Origin of the sequence: Leuconostoc carnosum, assembly GCF_014207505.1 — a bacterium.
Taxonomy (GTDB): Bacteria; Bacillota; Bacilli; order Lactobacillales; family Lactobacillaceae; genus Leuconostoc; species Leuconostoc carnosum.
In genome coordinates this window covers 102,707-124,970 of the sequence record NZ_JACHGL010000002.1, presented here as the reverse complement: position 1 = coordinate 124,970, position 22,264 = coordinate 102,707, and the positions used below count along the sequence as shown (strand labels likewise).

The following is a 22,264-nucleotide window of genomic DNA, read 5'->3' as shown; positions in this document are numbered from 1 at the left end:
ACTGTTTTGCCTGTTGCTGGTACTGTTGTAGTATCTTTTACTGGTGCTTCAACTGTTTTGTCTGTTGGTGATAAGTTGGGTTGTTTTTTTGCATAATCCTCATTAACAGTTATTGTTGTGCTATTAGTATTTATTATATCAGCACGACTATCAGATATTGTAGCACCGAATATGGCTAGAGAAAAAATCCCAGCTGTCACCAATATTTTCCCTGATTTATACAATTTCTTACGTTCACACACTACTCTTTCATTCCTCATTCCATCGCCACCATTCTTCTCTTTTCTGATGATTTTCTTTTAATTCCATTATATTTTTTAGGAATTCCACGTACTTGTAAAAGTTATTGACCTTTACCATGTTATTTTATAACGCATGCTGTACAGTTTTTCACTTTATTCAATATTGATTATCCAATAATAAATAAGTCGAAATTATGTCAAAATGCAGGATAATAATTAATTGTTATATTTTTTACAAACAGAAAGGAAATACTATGCAAAAAGATGTCACTTTCAATTTAATAAAGGAGAGGCGTAAGATCAAAAATATCTCACAAAGTGAATTAGGCCGGATAATCGGTTCACAGGCAATGGTTTCAAGAATAGAAAATGGTCAGATACTGCCAAACCTTCAAACCATTCATCTCATTTGTAAAACATTGGATCTTACGATCGAAGAATATTTTCACTCATATTATAAAGTTGGCACAGACATTACTGAATTTAGAAATGATCTCAATGAAAAATATATGTCTACTGATACAACAGCTTTAGAACAGAAATATTCAGACATACAAGCAACCAACGCGCTAACACTTAAACATAAACACCAAATGCTTATGATACAAGCAACCATCTATCATAGGACATTCAAGTTAGCATCATTAAATGATCAGAATTTACTTTTAAAATATTTTGATCAAATCATGAGATGGCAACTTTATGATATTTATTTATTAGAATGTACATTAAATATGATGCCTTCTGAAAAAATAAAACCATACATTTCTGATATTTTAGTGCAATACATAAGGACAGAAAATAAAGTTTATGTGAGCGATATCATTCTGACATTAATTGTCAAATACTTAGAAAGCAGTATTGTACAAAAAAAAGATGTGATTACTGATTGGATACTTTTAAAATTAGATGACCTAAAAATCAGAGAAAATTCAAATTTCAAAGTATGGTTTTTGTTTTTAATTGCACTATATCAGCATGATACAAAAAAAATAAACCAAGCATACATCGTTACAGACTATTTGAATAATCCTTATCTTAAAAAAAAATTCAATCTTATTCAGTCAATTTACTTAAAATAATGTTATTGATAATTTTTGATATCTCTCTATTAAATGATGCTTCATTCATTTTTATCATTTAATACAAAAATATAATAGTTTTTAAATGTGAAAGCCCTAAAATATTTGACAATATTTTAGGGCTTTCGTATTGATATTAAGCACTTAACAGTCTTAAATCAAAAAAATGACAATCATATTAATGATTGTCATTGAAAAATAAATATTATTTTAACACGTGTTTTCAGATGTATATCGCGCTACTTTGATAACATAATCACGGTATCATGCTCAAGCGCTTAGCTTACTCTTGCTTCACATCATCTAGTAAATCACGTTCTTCATTAGTTAACTGTCGTGCTTCCAATAAATCAGGTCGGCGTTGCCATGTGCGACGTAGCGATTCTTTCAAACGCCATTCAGCGATTTTTGCATGGTTACCACTCATCAAGACATCAGGTACTTGACGGCCTCTAAAATCAGCTGGACGCGTATATTGTGGAAATTCCAAGAGATTGTCTTGGAATGAGTCCTCAGTAGCACTGGCTTGGTTACCCAATACATCAGGCAAAAAACGAGCAGTTGCATCAATAATGACCATTGCCCCCAATTCGCCACCGGTCAGCACATAATCACCAAGTGAAATTTCATCATCAACCAACTCACGAATCCGCTCATCATAGCCCTCATAGTGACCAGCAATGAAAGTAATATGTTCTTTTTGCGCTAATTCTTCTGCAACATGATGATCAAACTGACGACCTGCGGGATCTAACAAGACCACATGTCCCTTATCACCAGCTTCTTTTTCAACAGCTGCCATCGCATCGAAAATGGGTTGCGCCATGAGTAGCATCCCCGCACCCCCACCAAAGGGATAATCATCCACATTATTGTGCTTGTTTTCAGTATAATCACGAAAATCAGTCACGTGAAAATCTAAAGCGCCTTTATCAATAGCTTTACCCAAAATGGATTGTTTTAATGGTGTAAACATATCAGGGAATAAACTTAAAACATCAATTCGCATTAGTCCAAAAGCCCTTCCAGTGCGTCAATCGTGATTAACTTATTGTCAACATCAACTGATTTGACAACATCATCAATCATTGGAATCAAAGCATCAGGTTGTCCCTCACGCTTCACAACCCAAACATCATTAGCACCTGTGGTCATAATTTCAGAAACAATACCAATGACATTACCAGTCAAGTCAACTACCCGGCTATCGATGATCTCATCATAATAGTATTCATCATCTTCAAGTTCTTGTCGCTCATCACTAGCAACATAGATATCATCAGTTTTATATTTTTCAATTTCGTTGATATTCGTGATACCTTCAAACAAAACTAGCCACATATTTTTATGCAATCTTGAAGATTGCACCGTCATGGGAACTAAGCCTTGTTTTGTATCAATTTGTAATTCAACACCTTTTTTAAAGCGATTTTCCGGGAAATCTGTAATTGCCATGATTTTAACTTCACCACGGATACCGTGTGTGTTGACAATTGTGCCAACTTTAAATAAATTATCTGTATTTGTCATAGTGTTATTATATCAGATTTTAACCCTATCTAACGCCAATAATTCTGCTTTTATGTGCGAACCATAGCGATATTGGCCAATGCCCCCATTTTTTGGTAAAATACGATGGCAAGCATTGATAATTGTCAGCGGATTCTTCCCGATGGCACTAGCAACCGCACGAATTGCCGTTGGATGGTTAGCACGTTGCGCCAATTCTGCGTAAGTCAAATATTCGTGAGGCAACATATTATGCATTGCTAGCCATACCTCTCGCTGAAATTTGGTGCCTGAGAGATAATTAATTTTTAATTGTCGCCAGTCGATGACTTCACCTGCTGCGTATTGCTTAAACAATGCTACTTCTAGCACGTTACCTACTGCCACATCAACTGTTGGATAAAAGCTTTTAAAATCAGCAACACCATCGTCTGCTAAGCTCACAAAAACCAAGGCATCATCTTGTTTAAACAACGTCAATTGTCCACCTAAAAAAGTTATTGTCTCATAAATAATCATACCTTTAGTTTATCATAAGTAATCAATAACAATAAAAAAACGACCACATCATCAGTCGTCGTTTAAAATATTATTTTTTCAAGCTATCAATATCGATATCTTCAATCGTTGCTACTTTAGCTTTATCCAACATATTAGCTTTAAAGCTAACATTATCGCCTACCTTCAAAAAGACAGTTGTTGGCGCGCTATCAGCGTCTATACGGAATACAGTCGCTTGATTCTCTAACATGAAGTTCACAATGGTTGTTTTACCATCATTGACCAAAGCTACACGTGATACTTTCCCCGAAATTGATTTTGCCAGTTTAGTATCAGTTGATCGATTATTGGACTTTGATTCAGCCAAATCATTACGATAATCATCCAGTGCTTCCTGTGCATTATCACCATCAATAACAATATCGTTATCAATTGCATTGATATAGACATACTTCTTAAAGATACCTTTACTATCTAGCAAGGATATTACCCAAGTTGGTGTGCCATCAATGTTATACAAGATCGGCATTTTTGCTTGCCATTTCTTTTCTGGATAGATTTTGTCCGCAATACTAATTGCACCATCAGAATCCATTAAGCCTGAGCGTGTATCCCGATAATACGTCAATTGTCCTGTTTTAGCATCCACCAATGAATAACCTAAAGCAGAGTCCTGATCATTATTCCCCGATGTAAAATCAGTGAAATAGACTAAATTCCCCTTTGAATCGATCAAAGGCGTAATTTGACCCGCAGCATAGACACCATTATCTGTTGGTACCTTCACATCACGCTTGGCACCAAAGGCTGTCTGGTTCCACCAACCCTTTTGATAACGACCATAGAACTCATTCATTTGATTAGCAGCAGCACTTGTAATTGGTGCATCAATAAACTTTGGCGCTTTTTGCGCATCATAAACATTAACGTCACCCGTTTGGGCATTCAGCACCGCTGTTTTAAATTCATTGAACTTCATGCGACCAGAAACACCGTACTCGCGGTACAAAGTTTGAACATAGTATGGTGTCCCATTATCATCGACTTCTAAATTCATACGACCCGTACTAGCATATGTGGGCGCGGCTGCATATATCTTACGTGCGGCATCATCATTAAGATAAGCCGATGGGCTATATTTCAAAGGTTCTTTAACAAATTTTGGTTGTGCATTGACATCTGTGGCGCTAATCATGAAATATCCTGGCACAGATCTATTTTTAAGCCACTTGAAGAATCCATTAAATTCAACGGTTGCAACGTAAACGTACTGCCCGTTGATTGTTTGAGCCGTAATGCCATCCAGTTCATACATATTAGAATTAGGAATGACACTGAACTTTTGTTGCATCTTACGTTTAGCGGTTTCTGGCGCTAAAGCAATCGGCATTTCTTTAGCTGATGTCAGTAATTCTGCTGACCGCTTCTTTTGTGTTGGAATGGAATCGTATACATTATTAATACTGGTAATGCGTGTGACGAACGACGTCCCACCAACAATAATCCAAAGTACGATTGGAATTAATAATACCCATACATAGCGCTTCAAAAAGCTTGTTTGTTTCAGTGATATATTGACCGCATTAACATGCTTATTATTTTCACCAAATTCGCGTATCTTGTCAATCGCTGACAAACCAGCATTACCTAAAAAGTTAACAATTGCCGCAGCAACTGCCAAAAAAATATTAACATTTAATAATGTCGTTAGGTTTTTAGGGGGTAATTGAATATAAAGTGCCAAATAAATAACAACGAACTCAATGATAGTTGTAGTAAGAAACCATAACCAGCGCCTATTTAGTGCAACAGCAATAACATTAGCCAGTAACATACCAATACTAAACACTAATGTCACGTTGATAAAATCTAATAACATAAAATTCTCCTTAACAGTGCGTAAAATAGCATATCTATCATTATCAATTATAAAGTAACAATGATAACAAAGATAGTAAACAGCCATCATTATGTAGATAATCAAAAAACCTAATTGGCATGTTTCCCAATTAGGTTTTATAATCTGATACTTTTTGAAGAAAGCATAGACCAAAAATTAAAGTGCTGCTTTAATTTGATCGAAAACTTTCTGTGTGCCCACACCTGTTAATAAAGCAACACCATTAATAACCTTATCTTGAATTTCATGTGGCACCATTGTCGTTGAAACTACGATATCATAATCGCCGTTTCGAATAGCGCTAACCTCATCAGAAATTTTTGATTGTAAAAATTTAACTTCGTTAACTTTATCTTCTGAGGTTAGAAACTCTTTAATTTTTCCTGTAGCAATTGTTGATGTTGCAATTCCTGTACCACACACTACCATCAGTGACTTTATCATTTTATTACTCCTTTTTATATACGTTTCGTATGAAATTTATTCAACCAAATCATCAAAGCAAGAACAATCATGCCAGCAACCGTGATACCACCCCAGCTTAATAATTTACCTAACCCAACAATTAGCAGTGTTGTCCAAGCACCTCCATCTGACAACACTGAGATGGAAGACGCGCCGTTCATTGAGAAATGAGCTGATTTAGCAGCAATTGTTAGCAATGGTGCAATCCAAGACGCAATCCATAATGAGATAGCAATATCTATTATGCCACCAATCACAATTCTAAAAACATTTCCACCGAATACTGCAGCCATAACTGCAATCATAAATGGTATTGTTGCTAAATCTCCAAAGGGTAACACTGTGTTCCCTGGCAAAATAACAGCAATCAATAGCGATAATGGTACTAAAATTAATGAAGCAGATAACACTGCTTCCTGTCCAACAGCCAAGGCAGAATCCATACCGATGTACAAGTCACGTCCAGGAAATTTTTTCTGTACTAACTGATTGGCTGCTTCAGAAATTGGTGATAGTCCTTCCATCAATAAAGCTACCATACGCGGCATTAAAATTAAAACAGCAGATGTGGTAATACCTAAATTCAAAATTTTAGTAATATCATACTGCGCTAATGATCCGATAATCAACCCAATAATAAGGCCCATGACTGCTGAATCGCCAAAAACACCTAATCGTTTTTGTATGGTTTCTGGTGTCCAATGAATACTTTTAATACCTGGAATTCGATCCAAAACCCAATTAATAGGTAATGCGATCACAAATCCAGGTGCAGAAGCACCTTGAGGAAAAGAAATACCTTCTAACCCATAGTGTTTTTGAATCGTAGGTGCTGCCAAATCAGCTAAGAAATAAATCCACATCGCATGAACTATCATTGTTGCCAAGCCCAAAGCAAAGTTATTTGTCGCTGCATACACTAACGACCCAGTAAATGCAATATGCCAGTAATTCCATAGATCGACGTTTAAGGTTTTAGTTAGCCCTATAACTAACAAAATAACATTTAAAGCAACACCAATTGGAATGGCCAAACTTCCTAATGTTGTGCCGTATGAAATCGCCGATGCTGCTGGCCATCCAACATCAATCGAGCTAAGTGTTAGCCCAAAATTCCGGACCATCGACTGAGCTGCCGGACCTAAATTATCAGTCAATAATTCAATAACTAGATTTAAACCCGTAAAACCAATACCAACCATTAAAGCTGCTTTAAATGCTTTCCCTACTTTAATTCGTAAAAATAATCCAAATACGAATAATAACATTGGTAAAAATACGGTTGGACCTGCGTTCAATAACCATCTAATAATCCCCATTATAATGTCCTTTCTTACTCAATACCTGCTGTTTCCAAAATTGAAATAACATTCTCAATACTGTTAGTATTCAAAATTTTAATTAAAAGTTTTTTATTTTGAATAAGGCCAATTAGTTTTTGTAACATCTCTAACTGCTCATGTGGTTTCGTTAACGCTAGCATAAATATAATCTTGACTGGTACGTCTTTCCCGTCACCCATTTGGAAAAAATTTACAGGTGCCTTTAATCTCATGACACCAATTTGTGAACGTATAACATGTTGCACATCAGTATGCGGTATTGCGACACCAATAATTTCAGTTGCCAATCCAGTTGGAAAACTTTCTTCTCGTTTTAACACTGCTTCTATAAAAGACGTCTGGACAATCTTATGATCAACAAATTTTTTTGCTAACAGTTTAAGTGCTTCTGTTCTATTCTGAGCTTCAGAATCTAGTACTATTACTTTATCATCGAGCATGTTTTAATACCTCTTTTATTATATAAGTTAAATCTTGTTGGGTTATTATTGTTCTCAATTTTTTTAAACCAGTATCGCTAAGAAAAAAATTAAGTACAGTTAAAATATTTTTCGATGGATATTGGTTATCGATAATCATTATTAAATGGAATTTATCCCAGCTTCGTAATAACAAAATGCCCTGGTAAGATAGATTCGGCAAGACCACATGTGGTAAATCAATATCAGGAGCAATTTGCACACTCCCTAATTGATTACGTTGAATTATTGCCTGTTCAACCACATGTTGCACTAAATTAAAATGTTTTGCCACTAACTGTGATATAGATTTTTGCTCACTCATTGTTTCAAAAATATATCTATCCATAAGCTAAATCCTTCACGCGTCTTTTATCACCTTCATTAAATAAAGCACTAACTTGAATAATTGGTGACACCGTCGGATAAGGTACCTGAACAGTAGAAATCACTAAATCAATATCTTGATATTTTTTTAAATCCTTTTGATATGTTTTCGATGATATAACATCTACAATATCAAAATCAGGAAATGAATGTCTAACCTTTGTCTGCAATAGTTGTGCTGTTCCAACTCCTGTTGAACACATAATTAGTACACGTTTATAGTTTGTAGCATCTTCTATAGCACGGACAACGTACAGTGTTAGAAATCCCACTTCATCATCTGAAATAATATAGGACGATTTTTGTGTTATTTCTTTTATATTATTAAAAGCATCTTCATAATTAAATTTAATATCGTTTAGCAGAGGATTAATGATTGATATATTCGCCGTAATGCGATGAATCATAGGTCTCACGTGCCCTAATAATCCTTTTATTAAATTGTTACGATTAACGTGTTTCCCAAGCGATATATTTTGAATGATGAAACTCACTAATCGATGCGCTTCGTCATCTTTGCTATCATCTAAATTTTTGTTGTATCGTAATCCTACAAGGTAGACTAATAAATTTTCAACTTCTTGTGAGTGAATGGAATCATTGAGATAGTGACCTAAATTATCAATGATTTTTCTTGCAACAACCGTTAGTTTTTCATCATATTGCGTTAAACTGGTTAAATTTAATTGTTCCTCATACCGTTTTTGACGTACACGCTGAATTAAAATATACAAATGTGAGAAAATATTAATCGTGTACGGATCTAAAATTTGAACAGATAATTCAGTTTCAATAAGTACCATTTGCGCGCTTATAAATTGACGATCATTATCAGATACATTTGGAAAAATATCACTAATATTATCTAAAACTTTTCCTGTTCTTGTTTCTTCTAATAAAAAATAATTCAGCGCTTTTCGTAATTGCACCTCTGTACCAACAGCTCGCACCTGTCCATCCGATCGCTGTAATTGTATTCTAAACTGCAGTAATTTAGTATTTAAAAATGATAAATACCGTGATAATGTAGAATCAGATACATAAAATTGATCAGTTAATTCCCAACGATTCACGGCTTTTGGGAATTGTGTCAAAATTGTAATTGCTAGATTTATTGATTTTTGTGCCTCTTGTTGCTCTTCTGTTAGAAGGGCTACTTTTTTAACTAAGCGATAGCCTCGTCCCCGTTGAGATTGAATTACTTTCTCGGTTGTATTTAATTTACTAATCAATCGATAAACTGTTTTTGTTGAAGATCCTAATGTTTCTGAAATTTCTTGTGCAGTTACAAAATCAACTTGTTTTCCCAAAAACATTAACACACGATTTTCTAACATGCTCATTTTTTCACCTCCATCTCTATAAATATAGTATACGTCACTATTGTTACCGCTTACACTTTAATATGTCCATTGCTTTAGACATTTATTCAAAAAAGCAAAATAAGACATCAAAAAAACCTAATCAGCACATGGACTGATTAGGTTTTTTGATTTTTTTAAAGAAACCATAAAACAATTACCCTAAAATTATTATAAAGAATATTTAAAACAATGGCGAATTTATCATTTCAATAATGAAAATAGCTCCATATGATACTAACAGTTTAATGTCAAGCCAACCTAACAACACCTGACAGAACTGGTGCAGTTATAAAACTTAGAAGTGCATGTGCTAAATATATTGTATCAGACATAATCGCACCTTTTATCACTGTTCCACCAAGTGAATCTATTTCAACCAAAGTGCCTGTCCCTAATACATGGCTCTCTTTGGTTATTGAACCACCCATATCAATGAATAACATACGCCAAGTATAGCACCTAACTATACTGAATGGCACCATCTAAACCAGATAGGAAATTATTCAGACCGATATTAATTACCGACAGTAAAATATTAAACAGTAGTATTGATAATATGTCACCTATCTAATACTGGATAAAATAAAATTGATTGATGAAACTACTCTAACAACAGTAAAAAAAAGTAATTGCCATAATAATTATGGCAATTACTTTCTCACTTAATTATACCAATGCCAACAAATCAGCCTTCTTAGCTGATGATGCATAAGTTGTACCATTAGCATCCAAGTATGCCTTGATTTCGGCAACTGTGTTCTTTTCTGTTGGCTTTGCAGATGAAGTAGCAGTCTTTGCTGATGCTGGCTTCTTACCTGCCTTTGATGCAGCATACTTTGCTAAAATACCAGTATGTGTCAACAAGTTACGTACAGTATCTGATGGTTGTGCACCATTGCTCAACCATGACAAAATCTTTGCTTCATCCAAATTGATTTCAGCAGGTTGTGTAATTGGGTTGTATGTTCCAACAGTTTCAATAAAACGACCATCACGTGGTGAACGTGAATCAGCGATAACGACACGGTAGAAAGGACGCTTCTTAGCACCCATACGCTTCAAACGAATTTTTACTGACATATTATATGTCCTCCATATTTCTTATGTGCTTTTTACACTTATATTACTCTCTTATTATGCCACGAACAGCATTTGATGTCAAGGGGTTTTACTTGACATCGACAATCCAGCTATTGATTTTTTTAACTAAAGGTTCTTGTAAATAGCGCAATGTTAACCTTCGCGCACTATCACCATCACGCACTGTAATATGTAAATGTGTTATGTGCTTGTTGATTAACAACATACTACGCGATGTTGCAATACTTTGAATTTTTTCACGTGGCATATAATAAGTGTGCTTTGTGAAATTTGATGATAATTGTACAATCAAGTACTGACCGTCAACTTGTATGCGTTGATCCATCATTTGCCACCAACTAGCTAACAGTGAGTAACCAATTAATAAAATCGTACAAATAATTAACAATGGTAGATCATAGGTCAAATGAAAATGAATTGTCCACTTAGTGATATAATAAGTGATCCAAATCAAGCTGGCAATGAAGATATCTAACCAAAAAATCATATTCAGACGATACCACAAGGCACGGTTAGCATTCATACTATTAGTCGGGTTTATAAAATGATATTGGGGCAAAAATGGCTGAATCACTTCACCTGCACTGCTCATTCTCACAACTGGCATGATACTAGTCTGTTTAACTTCCCCTTTTGTATTATTGACAGATGAAGCCAATAATACATCGACTGAGACGAGTTTGACTAACCGACGTAACAATGATTGTTGAAAATGCACTGCTTGCACACGTGATACGCGTAATTGGACATTTTGCTTAGTGAATAAACCACGCGTGATTGCTAAATGCTGACCGATTCGTGATATTTTAAACTGAAAATATTGGCTGTATAATTTAAAAAATGACAGCAGAAAACCAAAAATAATAAATATCATCACTAGCCCAATAAAAATTGTTACATTTTGCTGATTTAACCAAGCAGTGAATTGTCTTGACAATGTTGCTGGCAGAAACTCTTGGACTTGCGAAAAAATAAGGAATATTGCCCCTACTGTTCCTAAACTACCTAATGAAGTCAACGCAAATAAACATAAATCACGATCATTGATTTGATAACTTGCCGCAATGGCAGGTTGCTCTGATAAAGTTTTAATAACTTCAGCACTTTTAGTTTGTGATCGTCGACGTAGATTTTCAATATGTTCAATTTGAGGCAGCGTCAGTGCACTAAATTCTATTTTATCCTGACTTTTACCAGATGTTTCGATTGTGACATGGAACACATCAAACGGTTGAAAATAAATCGGCTGATTACGGGTAATTGTTTGTATTCTTTCAAAAGGTAAATGCACATGTTTTTTAGCAAAAATACCACGTTTTAAAGAAATTTCGTGTTCCGTCGTGATATAAGTAAAAAAATACCACTTAAGAAAACCAAATGCTAATGAAACTAATAAAAGAATAACTACAATTCCTAATTGAAATACCCTTGAACCAGAAAATCGCAAAATACCAAAAAAAGCCGGCCAAATCAATGATACAAAAACATTGAGCACCTCACGTATGATGGCAACCTTTGGCTGGCGATGCCCTATTTCCTTAGTCATCGGTATCCACCTCACGTGCTTGTCGTGCAGCTTGAATTAATTGATCACGTAACTGTAGCGCCGTCTTTTCATCAATTGCATTAATAGTGAAAGCATTGGCTGCAGTGACAATTGATAATTTTTGCAACTTGAAAATGTTTAAGATTGGGCCTTGCACAGTATCAACATTTTGAATACGATTTAACGGAATTGTTTGTGACTGACGCCAGAAAAAGCCCTTATAAATTGAGACAGAATGCGGATTAATGACATACTGATGAAAACGATAGTAATAAGGAATCAGTAAAGCATAAGCAAGTAAACACAGTAGTACTAGTACAAAAATAACTTGAATAATAGTGGCTAAAATATTTTGCCAATGGTTTAAGAAAAAACTATTGATGACTAAACCAACAGCCAAAATCAAAACAAAAGCGATACTTGTATGAATCAGCCAAACAATTTTGACTGATTTTGGTAGTTTTTGCGCGTTATCTGGTAACATAATATTCACTCCCCCCGAAGCATTATTCTTCACGTTGTGCGTTAATTTCTTCACTCAAGATAATTAATTGATCAAGCGCACGACGGGCTAATCGTGCGTCATGTGCACGATTAGCTTCATTAGTAATACCACCCAATGTATGTGGTGTGTTGACATCCTTAATAATGGCAATGAGTTGTTCATGCCATAATGATAGTTGATCTTTTTCCATCTTAATATTCTCCCTGTAGACGATTAGGTTTATTTTATCATGACTATCATTTTATTGCATGAGAAAACGAGGTTATAGACTGATATACTACATATTGTAAGTAAGCTTAACCTATTTATGTTTAATTTTTGACACATATATCACGACCAGAAACATTAAAGTTCTATAAATTAAATCAAAATTAAGTAAAGTTCTAAGTATGTCTTTATAATCATTCCAAACTCATGTAAAATAAATATATATACTTTTGAAGGGAGTGCGATTAGAAATCATAACACTGTTTGGCAATAAAACCATTTAACTGTTGTCCCGCTGTGCCTAATCGCAAATTAATAACTATGTTTTCAGAATTTAAAACATTTATCATGCGTGGTAATGTGCTCGATTTAGCCGTTGGTGTCATTATTGGTGGTGCATTCACAGGGTTAGTTAAATCATTGACCACTAACCTAATCTCACCAATTATTGGTTTCTGTACTGGTGGTACGACTGATCTTGCCAATCTTGAATTAATAATTACTAAGCAACTTACATTTAAATATGGTGCTTTCATCAATGATTTCATTAATTTCTTGATCACAGCCTTTGTTGTATTCATGATTATCAAAGTCATAAACCGTGTACTACGTACCAAAAAAGTCGAAGAAGAAGTGCCCGTTAACCCTGAATTGGAAATACTTTCAGAAATTCGTGATTTGTTAGATGCTCAGAAAAAAGCATAACGTTCGTGTTTTGTTCCAAAACTACCCATTCGCTGTCCTTGTCGTTTGGGTAGTTTTTTTGTATAGTTAATGAGTTATTAAATTATTGGAGGTCGTTATGGTGATTATTACGGCGGGCATGATTGGCGTTGGCAAAACAACCTTAACTGGATTAATTGCTGAACATTTTGGTACAAAAGCATTTTACGAACCTGTGGGTGACAATCCTGTCCTCCCACTTTATTACTCAGACCCAAAGCAGTATGGTTTTTTGCTACAAATTTATTTTTTAAACCGTCGTTTTGATATGATTAAACGTGCACTAGCAGATGACAATAATGTCCTAGACCGTTCAATTTATGAAGATGCCCTATTTACATCTGAAAACCACAAAGATGGTAATATTACAGATTCTGAAATGACTGTCTATACTCAGTTACTTGACAATATGATGTCAGAATTACAGCAGTTACCAAAAAAAGCACCTGATTTAATGGTATATGCCGAAACTGATTTTGAAACGATTTTATATCGTATTAAAAAACGTGGACGTGATTATGAACAATTTGAGGGTAATGACGATTTGCGGCAATATTATTTCCGCATGTGGTCAGCATATCAAAATTGGTTTAATTCATATGATGCCTCACCAAAAATCAAAATTGATCTACAAACTTATGACCTAGAGAATGAAAAAAACCAACAGATTATTCTTCAACAAATTGAAGATGCTTTAAAAACTATTCGTTAATAAAAAACACATTTCAAATTGAAATGTGTTTTTTATTTGACCAGTAATTTCAAAGCTGAACGAATATAACCGTCAGTAGTGTCATGATTAGCAGCCAGTTGTTTCTCAAGTTTTGCAACTTCCTTTGCGCTGTAGCCTAACGACTCCAAGGCTTCTAATGCATCAGTTAGCGCTTGATTTGTTTTTGCTTTAGAAGCTGGCATACCAACTGAAACTGCCATGTCATCCAACTTACCTTTCAAATCAAGTACAATTTGCTGAGCCGTTTTTTTACCAACCCCAGGAAATTGCATTAAATAGGTCGGATCTTCATTAGCTATGGCATTAACTAGTCCTTCTGAATCACCATTCGCCAAAATTGCCAATGCACTTTTAGGTCCAATGCCTGACACGTTGATCAATTTATTGAATAAAGCCTTTTCATTTTCATCAATAAAACCATATAATGTGAGCTCATTTTCACGAACTACTTGCTCTACATATACGTGTGATTCAACGTTTTGCTCAAATCGATAAGGATTTGCCACAAATAATTTATAGCCAACACCACTACGATCGGCAATCACTAAATAAGCCGGATAGATATTCGTAACAAGTCCATTGATATATTCGTACACCCTTTGTCTCCCTTAACTGGTTTATGCTAATTTATTATTCAATGAATTAGCCTGTAATAGCACAAGAAAAATACGTCACACACAATGACCTGACGCATTTATTTGTTGATTAATAAGATATTACCGCTCTCGTTTAATGAACATAGCATCCCCAAAACTAAAGAAACGATATTTGTCATTAACAGCATGCTGATAGGCATTTAAAATATTCTCGCGCCCTGTAAAAGCAGCTACCAACATCACAAGTGTTGATTTTGGTAAGTGAAAATTAGTGATGAAAGCATCAACCATCGTCCAGTGATAACCTGGCTTAATGAAAATATCAGTCCAACCGGAGTCCGCTTGTAAATGGCCATCAAACTTTGAGCCAATTGTTTCCAACGTACGAATTGATGTAGTTCCTGTAGCAATAATACGGCCACCATACTCATGCACTTCATTTAAAGTATCGGCCGCTTCTTGACTAAGTTGATAAAACTCAGAATGCATCTTGTGATCTTCGATGTTTTCTTCTTCAACTGGTCGGAAAGTGCCTAAACCAACATGTAATGTGAGTTCTACTGTCTTAACCCCTTTTTGACGAATTTTATCCAGTAATTCCGGTGTCCAGTGTAAACCAGCTGTTGGTGCTGCAGCAGAGCCTTCAACCTTTGAATAAACTGTCTGATATCGCTCTTGATCGGCGAGCTTTTCCTTAATGTATGGCGGCAAAGGCATTTCACCTAATTGCTCCAACAGTTCCATGAAAATACCTTCATAATGAAATTCGATATAACGGCCACCATGCTCAAGTTCACCAACAATTGTAGCTGTCATTATTGGGTTATCAATATCATCACCAAACACAATTGTTGATCCGACAGGTGATTTTTTTGCTGGCTTAACCAACGTTTCCCAAACATCGCCATGATCTTGACGCAATAATAAAACTTCTGCATGTCCCCCAGTCTCTGGACGAGCACCGTGCAGACGTGCTGGTAATACGCGAGAATTATTCATGACAATGGCATCACCTGGCGCAACATAGTCTAAAATATCGTAAAAATGTTTGTCTTCATAACTCCCAGTATCAGCATCGAGTACCAACAAACGTGATGAATCACGTTGCTTCAATGGTGTTTGCGCAATTAAACTTTCTGGCAAATCATAATCAAAATCTGATAATTGATAATGTTGTTCTTCTGTCATATTTCTCCACCTGAATTACCCTTCATACCGATTAATTTTTCAAATTCAAACCCAGTTTGCGTTACTTGTTCTTTCTCCGCTGATGACAAAACCTTATTCACATTAGGAATATTGAATTTTGTCAAAACATCTGCATAAGTTAAATTATTTTGATTAAGATATGCCACCAATAATGCCAATTCATGGCGTTGTGTAGCAGTTGGTTTATTAATTGTAATTGTTTCATCAAAGGCACGTTCAATTAACCGATCATAGCGCTTGTTTTCTGATTCAATATGATATTCTTGTGCTATGATTGCTTTATTTTTAACTAACACAGCGTCCAACTCATCTAATGGCATTGGTTGTCCAAATGGTCGTGTTTGCATTAAAGCAGAATCCAATGATACATTTACCATCCCTGCTGATCGATATTCTGCCTCATGAATATGTCCATGGACCGATATTAAAGGATATGGCACATCAATGGCGTAATGACTTAACCACACCGTATGACCATTGATTTTCAATATTTTTGCTGTTTCTACCACTTCAATTAATTGTGTTGCCGGCTCTTTTAATGCTGCCTTTAATTGATCTGAATGATCATGATTACCTTTGAAAAAAATCTTTTGGCCATTCAGTCGAACAAGTTGTGCCACAAAGGCTTGCTTTTTGCTAAACATGCCCAAGTCGCCAAGAAAATAGACCATGTCTTCATTGCCAATGGTTTCATTCCATTTCTTTTCAAGATACTCATCCATGTTTTCAATGGTTGGCTCTATGCCTAACGCCCGCAGTGAATCAGCTCGTGATTTATCAAAATACAAAATTTTTTCATGATTAAAATGCGTATCTGAAATAATATAATCCATTAAAGTTCCTTTTGATAGGGTACATTGAGATGTCTATATGCGGATTCTGTCACCACACGACCGCGTGGTGTCCGTTGCAAAAAACCAATCTGTAACAAATAAGGTTCCACCATTGATTCAAGGGTTTCAGCCTCTTCACCAATATTAGCCGCTATTGTACTTAGACCCACTGGTCCGCCATTATAATAATCAATCATCGTACCTAAAAATTTGTGATCCGTTTCATCTAAACCACGATTATCAACACGCAATTTATCTAAGGCAATGTCAACAATTCCCTTATCAATGGCATCTTTACCCTGAACTTGTGCAAAATCACGTACACGTTTCAACAATCGATTGGCGATACGTGGTGTACCACGCGACCGTAGGGCAATCTCGTAGGCACCTTCTGGTTTGATAGGTGCGTTAAAAATATCTGATGAACGTACGACAATTTCTTGCAGTTCATCTGATGTATAATATGCCATCGCATTGATAATACCAAACCGATCACGTAATGGCTTAGAAAGCATCCCTGGACGTGTTGTCGCCCCGATGAGAGTAAACGGTGGTAAAGGAAAATGAACCGCACGTGCCGTAGGACCTTGTCCCACCATAATATCAACAAAATAATCTTCCATGGCTGAATACATAATTTCTTCGATGTTAGTTGGTAACCGATGGATTTCATCAATAAACAAAATATCCCCTGGTTCTAATTCATTGAGTAACGCAACTAAATCACCAGGTTTTTCAATGGCAGGTCCAGATGTTGTTTTAATGTTAACACCCATTTCATTAGCAATAATCATTGCCAATGTTGTTTTACCTAATCCGGGTGGTCCAAAAAGCAACACATGGTCTAATGCCTCTTCACGCTGCCTAGCCGCTGAAATATAAACACTTAATTCATCTTTTAAGGCAGCTTGACCTATATATTCACGCAAAAATTGTGGTCGCAAAGAAAGCTCATCATGTTGTTCTGTGGCATTGGCAGCCGCATCACGCAACAGTTGATCAGCCTCACTATTCGTCTCATACCATTGATTAAATTGTGGTTCCTGTTGATTTTCCATATCTTTAATTTTAACACGTTTCCGCGCGTTTCATGACCTCAACAAACACTAAATTTCTGACTTCATGCGTACAAAAATATTGTCTGATAGACAATACAAATTAACGTGACACTTCAACAGTTAAATCAGGCAATAATTGATGCGTTCGTGTATAAAAGTTAACAACATAACTTTTGTCACTAGCGGTCAATATTGCGTATGTGCCACCTAGAACAGCCCGTGGACCTTTTGGAATAGTTGTTGATCCTGGATTAATAAATAATTTATGATCAAAAATTGTAGCACCATCGATATGCGTATGTCCAAATAACACAACTTGTGCCTTAGCCTTATTGGCTGCTTGATTCATTAAGTCGAGGTTTGCCCAAGTATTAGCTTTTGTGGCACGATATAAGTGACCATGTGTCTGGAAAAAAGTGACCCCATCAATTGTAACCACTTGATCATCAGCAAATTGATCATCATCCATATTTCCTATTACGGTTGATACGCCGTGAAAGACATCATCAGTTGCTGGCAACTCAGAATCACCATTATAAAAAACACCATCTACTTGATGATGCCATTGCTTTAATATATCAACAAGAATCGCACGGTCACCGTGAATATCTGAAACAATTAGAAATTTTGACATGCTGACTATTCTCCTTCCAACCATCGAGGTAACTTTGCCATCAACGCCTGCAAAGCAAGTCCTCGATGACTCACTTTATTTTTTTCTTCACCAGTTAATTCCGAGAAAGTTTTACTAAACTGCGGTACAAAGAAAATTGGGTCATAACCAAAACCGTTATTTCCACGTCGTTGGCTAGTTATGTCGCCGTCAATTTGTCCATGAGTAACTAGCGTTGGCTTATTTGGTCCAACCAAAACTAATACACTATTAAAATGTGCCTGCCTATTTGATGTATCGCCCAATTTATCTAATACTTTGTCAATATTTGCTTCATCATTATGATCACCAGCATAACGTGCTGAATAGACACCAGGTTCGCCATTTAAAGCATCAACTGATAAGCCAGAATCATCTGCCAAAATATAGTCATTTGGTGCTACTTGTGCGATAGTCATCGCTTTTTTAGTGGCATTTTCCTCAAAAGTCGTCCCATCTTCAATAATTTCCGGTACATTATCTCCCAATTCACGCAATGGCACAACCGTTAGGTCTACCTTAATATCAGTAAGCATTTTTTTGAATTCTGAAATTTTATGCGCATTGTTACTGGCAATAATTAATCTAGACATTATTTACCCTCCAAATGTTGTGCTTCACCAGTACCAATAATATTCAAATGACGAACATCAAGCTCATTATGACGTTCTAGCCACTGTGTGGCAATCAATTTAAACATTTCTGGGTCACTGGTTGTATAATAAGTATCATTATCATGTTGATATTTAATTTCTGATTTTAAGTCATATCTATCAAGATAGCTGCTAATTAAATTAACAGTTTCACGTCCTGCATCAATCAATTGGACTTCTGGTCCAACTGCTACTTGAATAAAAGACGACAGTAATGGAAAATGTGTACAACCTAATATCAATGTATCAATGGCCGTTTCCTTAAAAGTTGCTAAATGCTCGCTCACTACCTTTTGAGCTATAGCCGTTTTGTAGTGATTACTTTCAACGAGTTGAACAAAATCCGGTTCAGCCTGTGACATCAAAGTAATATCTTGTCCATAATCAGCAATTTGGTTTTCGTAAGCTTTGGAATTAACCGTGCCCGCCGTTGCTATTAAGCCAATTTTTTTATTTTTTGTACGTAACGCAGCAGCTTCTGCACCAGGTTGGATAACCCCAATGACTGGAATTGATAGTTGCAGCTGTAACTGTGGTAACGCAGCAGCCGTAGCTGTATTACAAGCGATAACTAATAATTTAATATGTTTTTCTGTCATCAAATAATTTGCCATTTGGAATGTATAGGCAATGACTTCATCAACAGGACGTTGCCCATAAGGCATTCGTGCTGTATCACCAATAAAGATAAATTGTTCGTTGGGTAATTGTTTCTGTGCTTCTTTGATGACAGTTAAGCCACCCACGCCAGAATCCACCATACCAATTGGATTATTTTTATTCATATCTATAATTATGAACGGAAAAACGAAGAATGCAAGTTTTTCATGCTTAAAATTTGGTATAATAAAGTTCTGAAAGGTTTATATAAACATATGAATATCAACGATTACAACAAAATTTTACAAACTAATTTTCAAGTCAATAGTTTTGCCTTGACGCTTCTTAGGGATGGGTTACTTAAAAACCTATTACAAGAGGATTATCCTCATATTCTTTATTGGGCTGGTAAAGAAATTGCACGCCAGTTTCCAACAGATACCTTATCCTCAGTGATTGAATTTTTTGAGCATTCTGGATTCGGTAACTTAGAGATTGCCTCACAAGATAGTAAAAATCAGCGTTGGTACTTAACCGGTGAGCTAGTAAAACAACGTATATCTCTTGATAAAACAGCTGATTTCAGTTTGGAAGCTGGTTTCTTAGCACAGCAGCTTGAAGTACAAACAGGTGCCATTGCTGAAGCGACTTTCAAATTAATGAAAAAAAATGAAGGTGTCAGCTTTGAAGTTGTGACTGATTTGAATGAAACAGTCGATGTCTCAGATATCAAACAACGAGTTGCCAAACGTGAATCTTTCCTAAAACAAACTCACGACACCGTTGAACACGCTAAAATTGTGACTATTCCAAACGATTACGACATTTCGCGTGAACAATCCATTACAGATTCATTGCTTGCTTTTAATTTTGACGACACCGTTTTACCTACTGATGATTCATCACCATTAAGTGCCTTATCTAGTGGTGACGAAATAGATCCATTTAATATTCCAACTGTACCAAAAAAAGATTCACAATCACCATTTTCATAAAAATAAAAAACACCTTCCGGTGTTTTTTATTTGAATTCAGATAAATTATCATCAGTAGGTATTAAATTTTGCCATTCACGAGTCAAATAGCGATCATTTATATGATAATTTGTCGGCTGATAACCATCAGTTAAGAATGGCTTAATATGCCGATCAGCAGCTACCCAACCATTCCAACCCATATGGATTGTATCTTGCATGAAATACTTTTTATTCCCCTCATGAGAGAAATCAGCAATATTATTAAAGCCCTGTGATGTTAATTGTTGCTTAACCTTATTGACACTTTGATAATACATTTCTTTATTTAATCCAGTATAATTTGCCCATTTTTGGTTAACTGGTTGAATAACAAATAGTACGTCTGTATGTTGTTTTGCAAATTCAGATAACACAGCTTGAAAATCAGCGTATTCTTCTGATTGACGATAGTCAAATTGCTTTTGAGAATTAGCCAATTTTTTGACATTGTTTTTAACACGATATTTATAGAACGAGTTTTTAATACCAAACGAATTATTTGTTGTCTGTGCTTTACCAATACGTGTTGCTTCATGCAACAATGAATCTTCATCATCCTGCTCTGGTAAATGTTTCATTGCTGGTATAACTTTTTTGTTCCAATTATTAGATACCGTTACATTTGAAAACAGTTGATCTTCTCGCAACAATGTATGATATCGTAACGCAATAATTTTCTTATCGTGATTTGATAGTAATTTGTTTCCACTAATTTTTGTCACCAAATTAGCATAAAATGGACTATTTTTGATTCTAGCTTCTTGCAACAACTCATGAGCTATATAACGATCTGTTGGTGTAATATGTTGAATACTTTTTAACCAATTTAACGTTTGCAACGGTGAGTAAAATTCTGAAAAAGCTAACTTACTTTGCTTTTTAGTAAACCATTGCCGTGATACAACAAACACAGCTTGCTTTTTATGCAATGCCGGCTGCATTTCTTGCATACTTAAATAATGCGTTAATGACTCTGTTCCCGCTTGTCCTAGTAAAAACGGACGATAATTTCGATCATACTTTTCAGCTAACATTGTTGGATGCATTGTATCTAAACGTAACAGCTCACTTGATCCGAAAAATGGTACATAACGCATTTGCTTATCACTAAATGCCGCTGTTTTAATTGTCTGTCCCTTAACAACATCTTTAGAAAAGGATACTGATGCATCTTGAATATTCTTTTGTGTGGTGTGATTTAGGGAAAATGGTGCTAAAAATAATGCGCCAATTAAAATAAACGCTACTAGCACCGGTCCAAAAACCCACCAAAGCCCCCGTTTTTTCATTGTGTTATCCGATCAGTGACTCGACTTTGTTAACAACTTTATTAGGTGTGTTCCATTCATTACGATCAAATTCAGATACGGGTGCTTGAATATCGAACTTACCTTCTAAATCAAGCAACAATTCGACTGTTGCCATTGAATCTAGTAAGCCACTTTCAAAAAAATCATCATCCATTTGGTCACTAATATCTTCACCAATAATTGTGTTCAAAATATCAATTACTTCTTCTTTTACTGCCATTATTTTTTCCTCTTTCTTCAAATACTACCAACTAAAACCATTCTATCACAA

28 protein-coding genes are annotated in these 22,264 nt (G+C 35.5%); 4 read left to right on the top strand and 24 right to left on the bottom strand.

What is annotated here, in order from left to right:
* Positions 1 to 260: KxYKxGKxW signal peptide domain-containing protein (locus HNQ98_RS02755; RefSeq protein ID WP_184284925.1), on the bottom strand; the 260-nt coding region annotated here is incomplete at its 3' end.
* Between the two features lie 236 nt (positions 261 to 496).
* On the opposite strand from HNQ98_RS02755, the gene HNQ98_RS02750 reads away from it, so the two are divergent.
* Positions 497 to 1,324, top strand: a complete 828-nt coding sequence (locus HNQ98_RS02750) for a helix-turn-helix domain-containing protein (protein WP_184284924.1) — start codon at positions 497 to 499, stop codon at positions 1,322 to 1,324.
* Between the two features lie 283 nt (positions 1,325 to 1,607).
* On the opposite strand, the gene trmD is transcribed toward HNQ98_RS02750, so the two are convergent.
* From trmD to HNQ98_RS02680, 14 genes are all read right to left on the bottom strand, one after another.
* Positions 1,608 to 2,333 (bottom strand): tRNA (guanosine(37)-N1)-methyltransferase TrmD, encoded by a 726-nt coding sequence (trmD, locus tag HNQ98_RS02745; RefSeq protein ID WP_184284923.1) that lies wholly within the window; start codon positions 2,331 to 2,333, stop codon positions 1,608 to 1,610.
* On the bottom strand, positions 2,333 to 2,854 hold the full coding sequence (gene rimM, locus HNQ98_RS02740; RefSeq protein ID WP_184284922.1) for a ribosome maturation factor RimM: 522 nt from the start codon (positions 2,852 to 2,854) through the stop codon (positions 2,333 to 2,335). Before rimM ends, trmD begins: the two co-directional genes overlap by 1 nt.
* 12 nt (positions 2,855 to 2,866) lie before the next feature.
* Positions 2,867 to 3,352, bottom strand: a complete 486-nt coding sequence (locus HNQ98_RS02735) for a methylated-DNA--[protein]-cysteine S-methyltransferase (RefSeq protein WP_184284921.1) — start codon at positions 3,350 to 3,352, stop codon at positions 2,867 to 2,869.
* Between the two features lie 70 nt (positions 3,353 to 3,422).
* Positions 3,423 to 5,213: a DNA-binding protein gene (locus HNQ98_RS02730; protein ID WP_184284920.1), complete on the bottom strand. Its 1,791-nt coding sequence runs from the start codon at positions 5,211 to 5,213 to the stop codon at positions 3,423 to 3,425.
* A 177-nt stretch (positions 5,214 to 5,390) separates the two neighbouring features.
* A complete protein-coding gene (locus HNQ98_RS02725) occupies positions 5,391 to 5,675 on the bottom strand; it encodes a PTS sugar transporter subunit IIB (protein ID WP_135198314.1) in 285 nt (94 codons plus the stop codon).
* Positions 5,676 to 5,692: 17 nt separating this feature from the next.
* Positions 5,693 to 7,018, bottom strand: a complete 1,326-nt coding sequence (locus tag HNQ98_RS02720; protein WP_135197254.1) for a PTS galactitol transporter subunit IIC — start codon at positions 7,016 to 7,018, stop codon at positions 5,693 to 5,695.
* A 14-nt stretch (positions 7,019 to 7,032) separates the two neighbouring features.
* On the bottom strand, positions 7,033 to 7,482 hold the full coding sequence (locus tag HNQ98_RS02715) for a PTS sugar transporter subunit IIA (RefSeq protein ID WP_135197253.1): 450 nt from the start codon (positions 7,480 to 7,482) through the stop codon (positions 7,033 to 7,035).
* Positions 7,472 to 7,849 carry a PTS sugar transporter subunit IIA gene (locus HNQ98_RS02710; protein WP_019040422.1) on the bottom strand — a complete coding sequence of 126 codons (378 nt, stop codon included), beginning with the start codon at positions 7,847 to 7,849 and terminating at the stop codon, positions 7,472 to 7,474. Before HNQ98_RS02710 ends, HNQ98_RS02715 begins: the two co-directional genes overlap by 11 nt.
* A complete protein-coding gene (locus HNQ98_RS02705; protein ID WP_223822757.1) occupies positions 7,842 to 9,230 on the bottom strand; it encodes a BglG family transcription antiterminator in 1,389 nt (462 codons plus the stop codon). Before HNQ98_RS02705 ends, HNQ98_RS02710 begins: the two co-directional genes overlap by 8 nt.
* A gap of 269 nt (positions 9,231 to 9,499) precedes the next feature.
* Positions 9,500 to 9,694 carry a hypothetical protein gene (locus HNQ98_RS02700; protein WP_135197252.1) on the bottom strand — a complete coding sequence of 65 codons (195 nt, stop codon included), beginning with the start codon at positions 9,692 to 9,694 and terminating at the stop codon, positions 9,500 to 9,502.
* A 223-nt stretch (positions 9,695 to 9,917) separates the two neighbouring features.
* Positions 9,918 to 10,331 carry a 30S ribosomal protein S16 gene (gene rpsP / locus HNQ98_RS02695; RefSeq protein WP_014974045.1) on the bottom strand — a complete coding sequence of 138 codons (414 nt, stop codon included), beginning with the start codon at positions 10,329 to 10,331 and terminating at the stop codon, positions 9,918 to 9,920.
* Positions 10,332 to 10,419: 88 nt separating this feature from the next.
* Positions 10,420 to 11,898: a PH domain-containing protein gene (locus tag HNQ98_RS02690; protein ID WP_014974044.1), complete on the bottom strand. Its 1,479-nt coding sequence runs from the start codon at positions 11,896 to 11,898 to the stop codon at positions 10,420 to 10,422.
* A complete protein-coding gene (locus HNQ98_RS02685) occupies positions 11,891 to 12,382 on the bottom strand; it encodes a PH domain-containing protein (protein WP_014974043.1) in 492 nt (163 codons plus the stop codon). Before HNQ98_RS02685 ends, HNQ98_RS02690 begins: the two co-directional genes overlap by 8 nt.
* Before the next feature lie 22 nt (positions 12,383 to 12,404).
* Entirely contained in the window at positions 12,405 to 12,593 is a 189-nt protein-coding gene (locus HNQ98_RS02680; protein WP_014974042.1) for a hypothetical protein, read from the bottom strand.
* Between the two features lie 338 nt (positions 12,594 to 12,931).
* On the opposite strand from HNQ98_RS02680, the gene mscL reads away from it, so the two are divergent.
* Positions 12,932 to 13,315, top strand: coding sequence for a large-conductance mechanosensitive channel protein MscL (gene mscL, locus HNQ98_RS02675; protein WP_014974041.1), 384 nt, complete (start codon positions 12,932 to 12,934; stop codon positions 13,313 to 13,315).
* Positions 13,316 to 13,412: 97 nt separating this feature from the next.
* Positions 13,413 to 14,045, top strand: a complete 633-nt coding sequence (locus HNQ98_RS02670; protein ID WP_014974040.1) for a deoxynucleoside kinase — start codon at positions 13,413 to 13,415, stop codon at positions 14,043 to 14,045.
* Between the two features lie 32 nt (positions 14,046 to 14,077).
* On the opposite strand, the gene ruvA is transcribed toward HNQ98_RS02670, so the two are convergent.
* The 7 genes from ruvA to racE form a co-directional block, all read right to left on the bottom strand.
* Entirely contained in the window at positions 14,078 to 14,662 is a 585-nt protein-coding gene (ruvA, locus tag HNQ98_RS02665; protein WP_014974039.1) for a Holliday junction branch migration protein RuvA, read from the bottom strand.
* 120 nt (positions 14,663 to 14,782) lie between these two features.
* Complete coding sequence (gene queA, locus HNQ98_RS02660) at positions 14,783 to 15,850, bottom strand: tRNA preQ1(34) S-adenosylmethionine ribosyltransferase-isomerase QueA (protein WP_014974038.1); 1,068 nt, start codon at positions 15,848 to 15,850, stop codon at positions 14,783 to 14,785.
* Positions 15,847 to 16,704 (bottom strand): metallophosphoesterase family protein, encoded by an 858-nt coding sequence (locus HNQ98_RS02655; protein WP_014974037.1) that lies wholly within the window; start codon positions 16,702 to 16,704, stop codon positions 15,847 to 15,849. Before HNQ98_RS02655 ends, queA begins: the two co-directional genes overlap by 4 nt.
* A complete protein-coding gene (gene ruvB / locus HNQ98_RS02650; RefSeq protein WP_014974036.1) occupies positions 16,704 to 17,762 on the bottom strand; it encodes a Holliday junction branch migration DNA helicase RuvB in 1,059 nt (352 codons plus the stop codon). Before ruvB ends, HNQ98_RS02655 begins: the two co-directional genes overlap by 1 nt.
* Before the next feature lie 100 nt (positions 17,763 to 17,862).
* Positions 17,863 to 18,396 (bottom strand): YfcE family phosphodiesterase, encoded by a 534-nt coding sequence (locus HNQ98_RS02645; protein ID WP_135197251.1) that lies wholly within the window; start codon positions 18,394 to 18,396, stop codon positions 17,863 to 17,865.
* A 5-nt stretch (positions 18,397 to 18,401) separates the two neighbouring features.
* The gene (locus tag HNQ98_RS02640; RefSeq protein WP_135197250.1) at positions 18,402 to 19,007 is read right to left on the bottom strand and encodes an XTP/dITP diphosphatase; all 606 of its coding nucleotides are present in this window, start codon (positions 19,005 to 19,007) and stop codon (positions 18,402 to 18,404) included.
* Positions 19,007 to 19,852, bottom strand: coding sequence for a glutamate racemase (gene racE, locus HNQ98_RS02635; RefSeq protein ID WP_135197249.1), 846 nt, complete (start codon positions 19,850 to 19,852; stop codon positions 19,007 to 19,009). Before racE ends, HNQ98_RS02640 begins: the two co-directional genes overlap by 1 nt.
* Positions 19,853 to 19,942: 90 nt before the next feature.
* On the opposite strand from racE, the gene HNQ98_RS02630 reads away from it, so the two are divergent.
* Complete coding sequence (locus HNQ98_RS02630) at positions 19,943 to 20,662, top strand: YslB family protein (RefSeq protein WP_014974032.1); 720 nt, start codon at positions 19,943 to 19,945, stop codon at positions 20,660 to 20,662.
* A 26-nt stretch (positions 20,663 to 20,688) separates the two neighbouring features.
* Here HNQ98_RS02630 and dltD read toward each other — a convergent pair whose 3' ends face one another.
* Together dltD and dltC are read right to left on the bottom strand one after the other, a co-directional pair.
* Positions 20,689 to 21,972: a D-alanyl-lipoteichoic acid biosynthesis protein DltD gene (gene dltD / locus HNQ98_RS02625; protein ID WP_184284919.1), complete on the bottom strand. Its 1,284-nt coding sequence runs from the start codon at positions 21,970 to 21,972 to the stop codon at positions 20,689 to 20,691.
* Positions 21,973 to 21,976: 4 nt separating this feature from the next.
* Positions 21,977 to 22,213: a D-alanine--poly(phosphoribitol) ligase subunit DltC gene (gene dltC, locus HNQ98_RS02620; RefSeq protein ID WP_014974030.1), complete on the bottom strand. Its 237-nt coding sequence runs from the start codon at positions 22,211 to 22,213 to the stop codon at positions 21,977 to 21,979.
* Positions 22,214 to 22,264 lie beyond the last annotated feature (51 nt).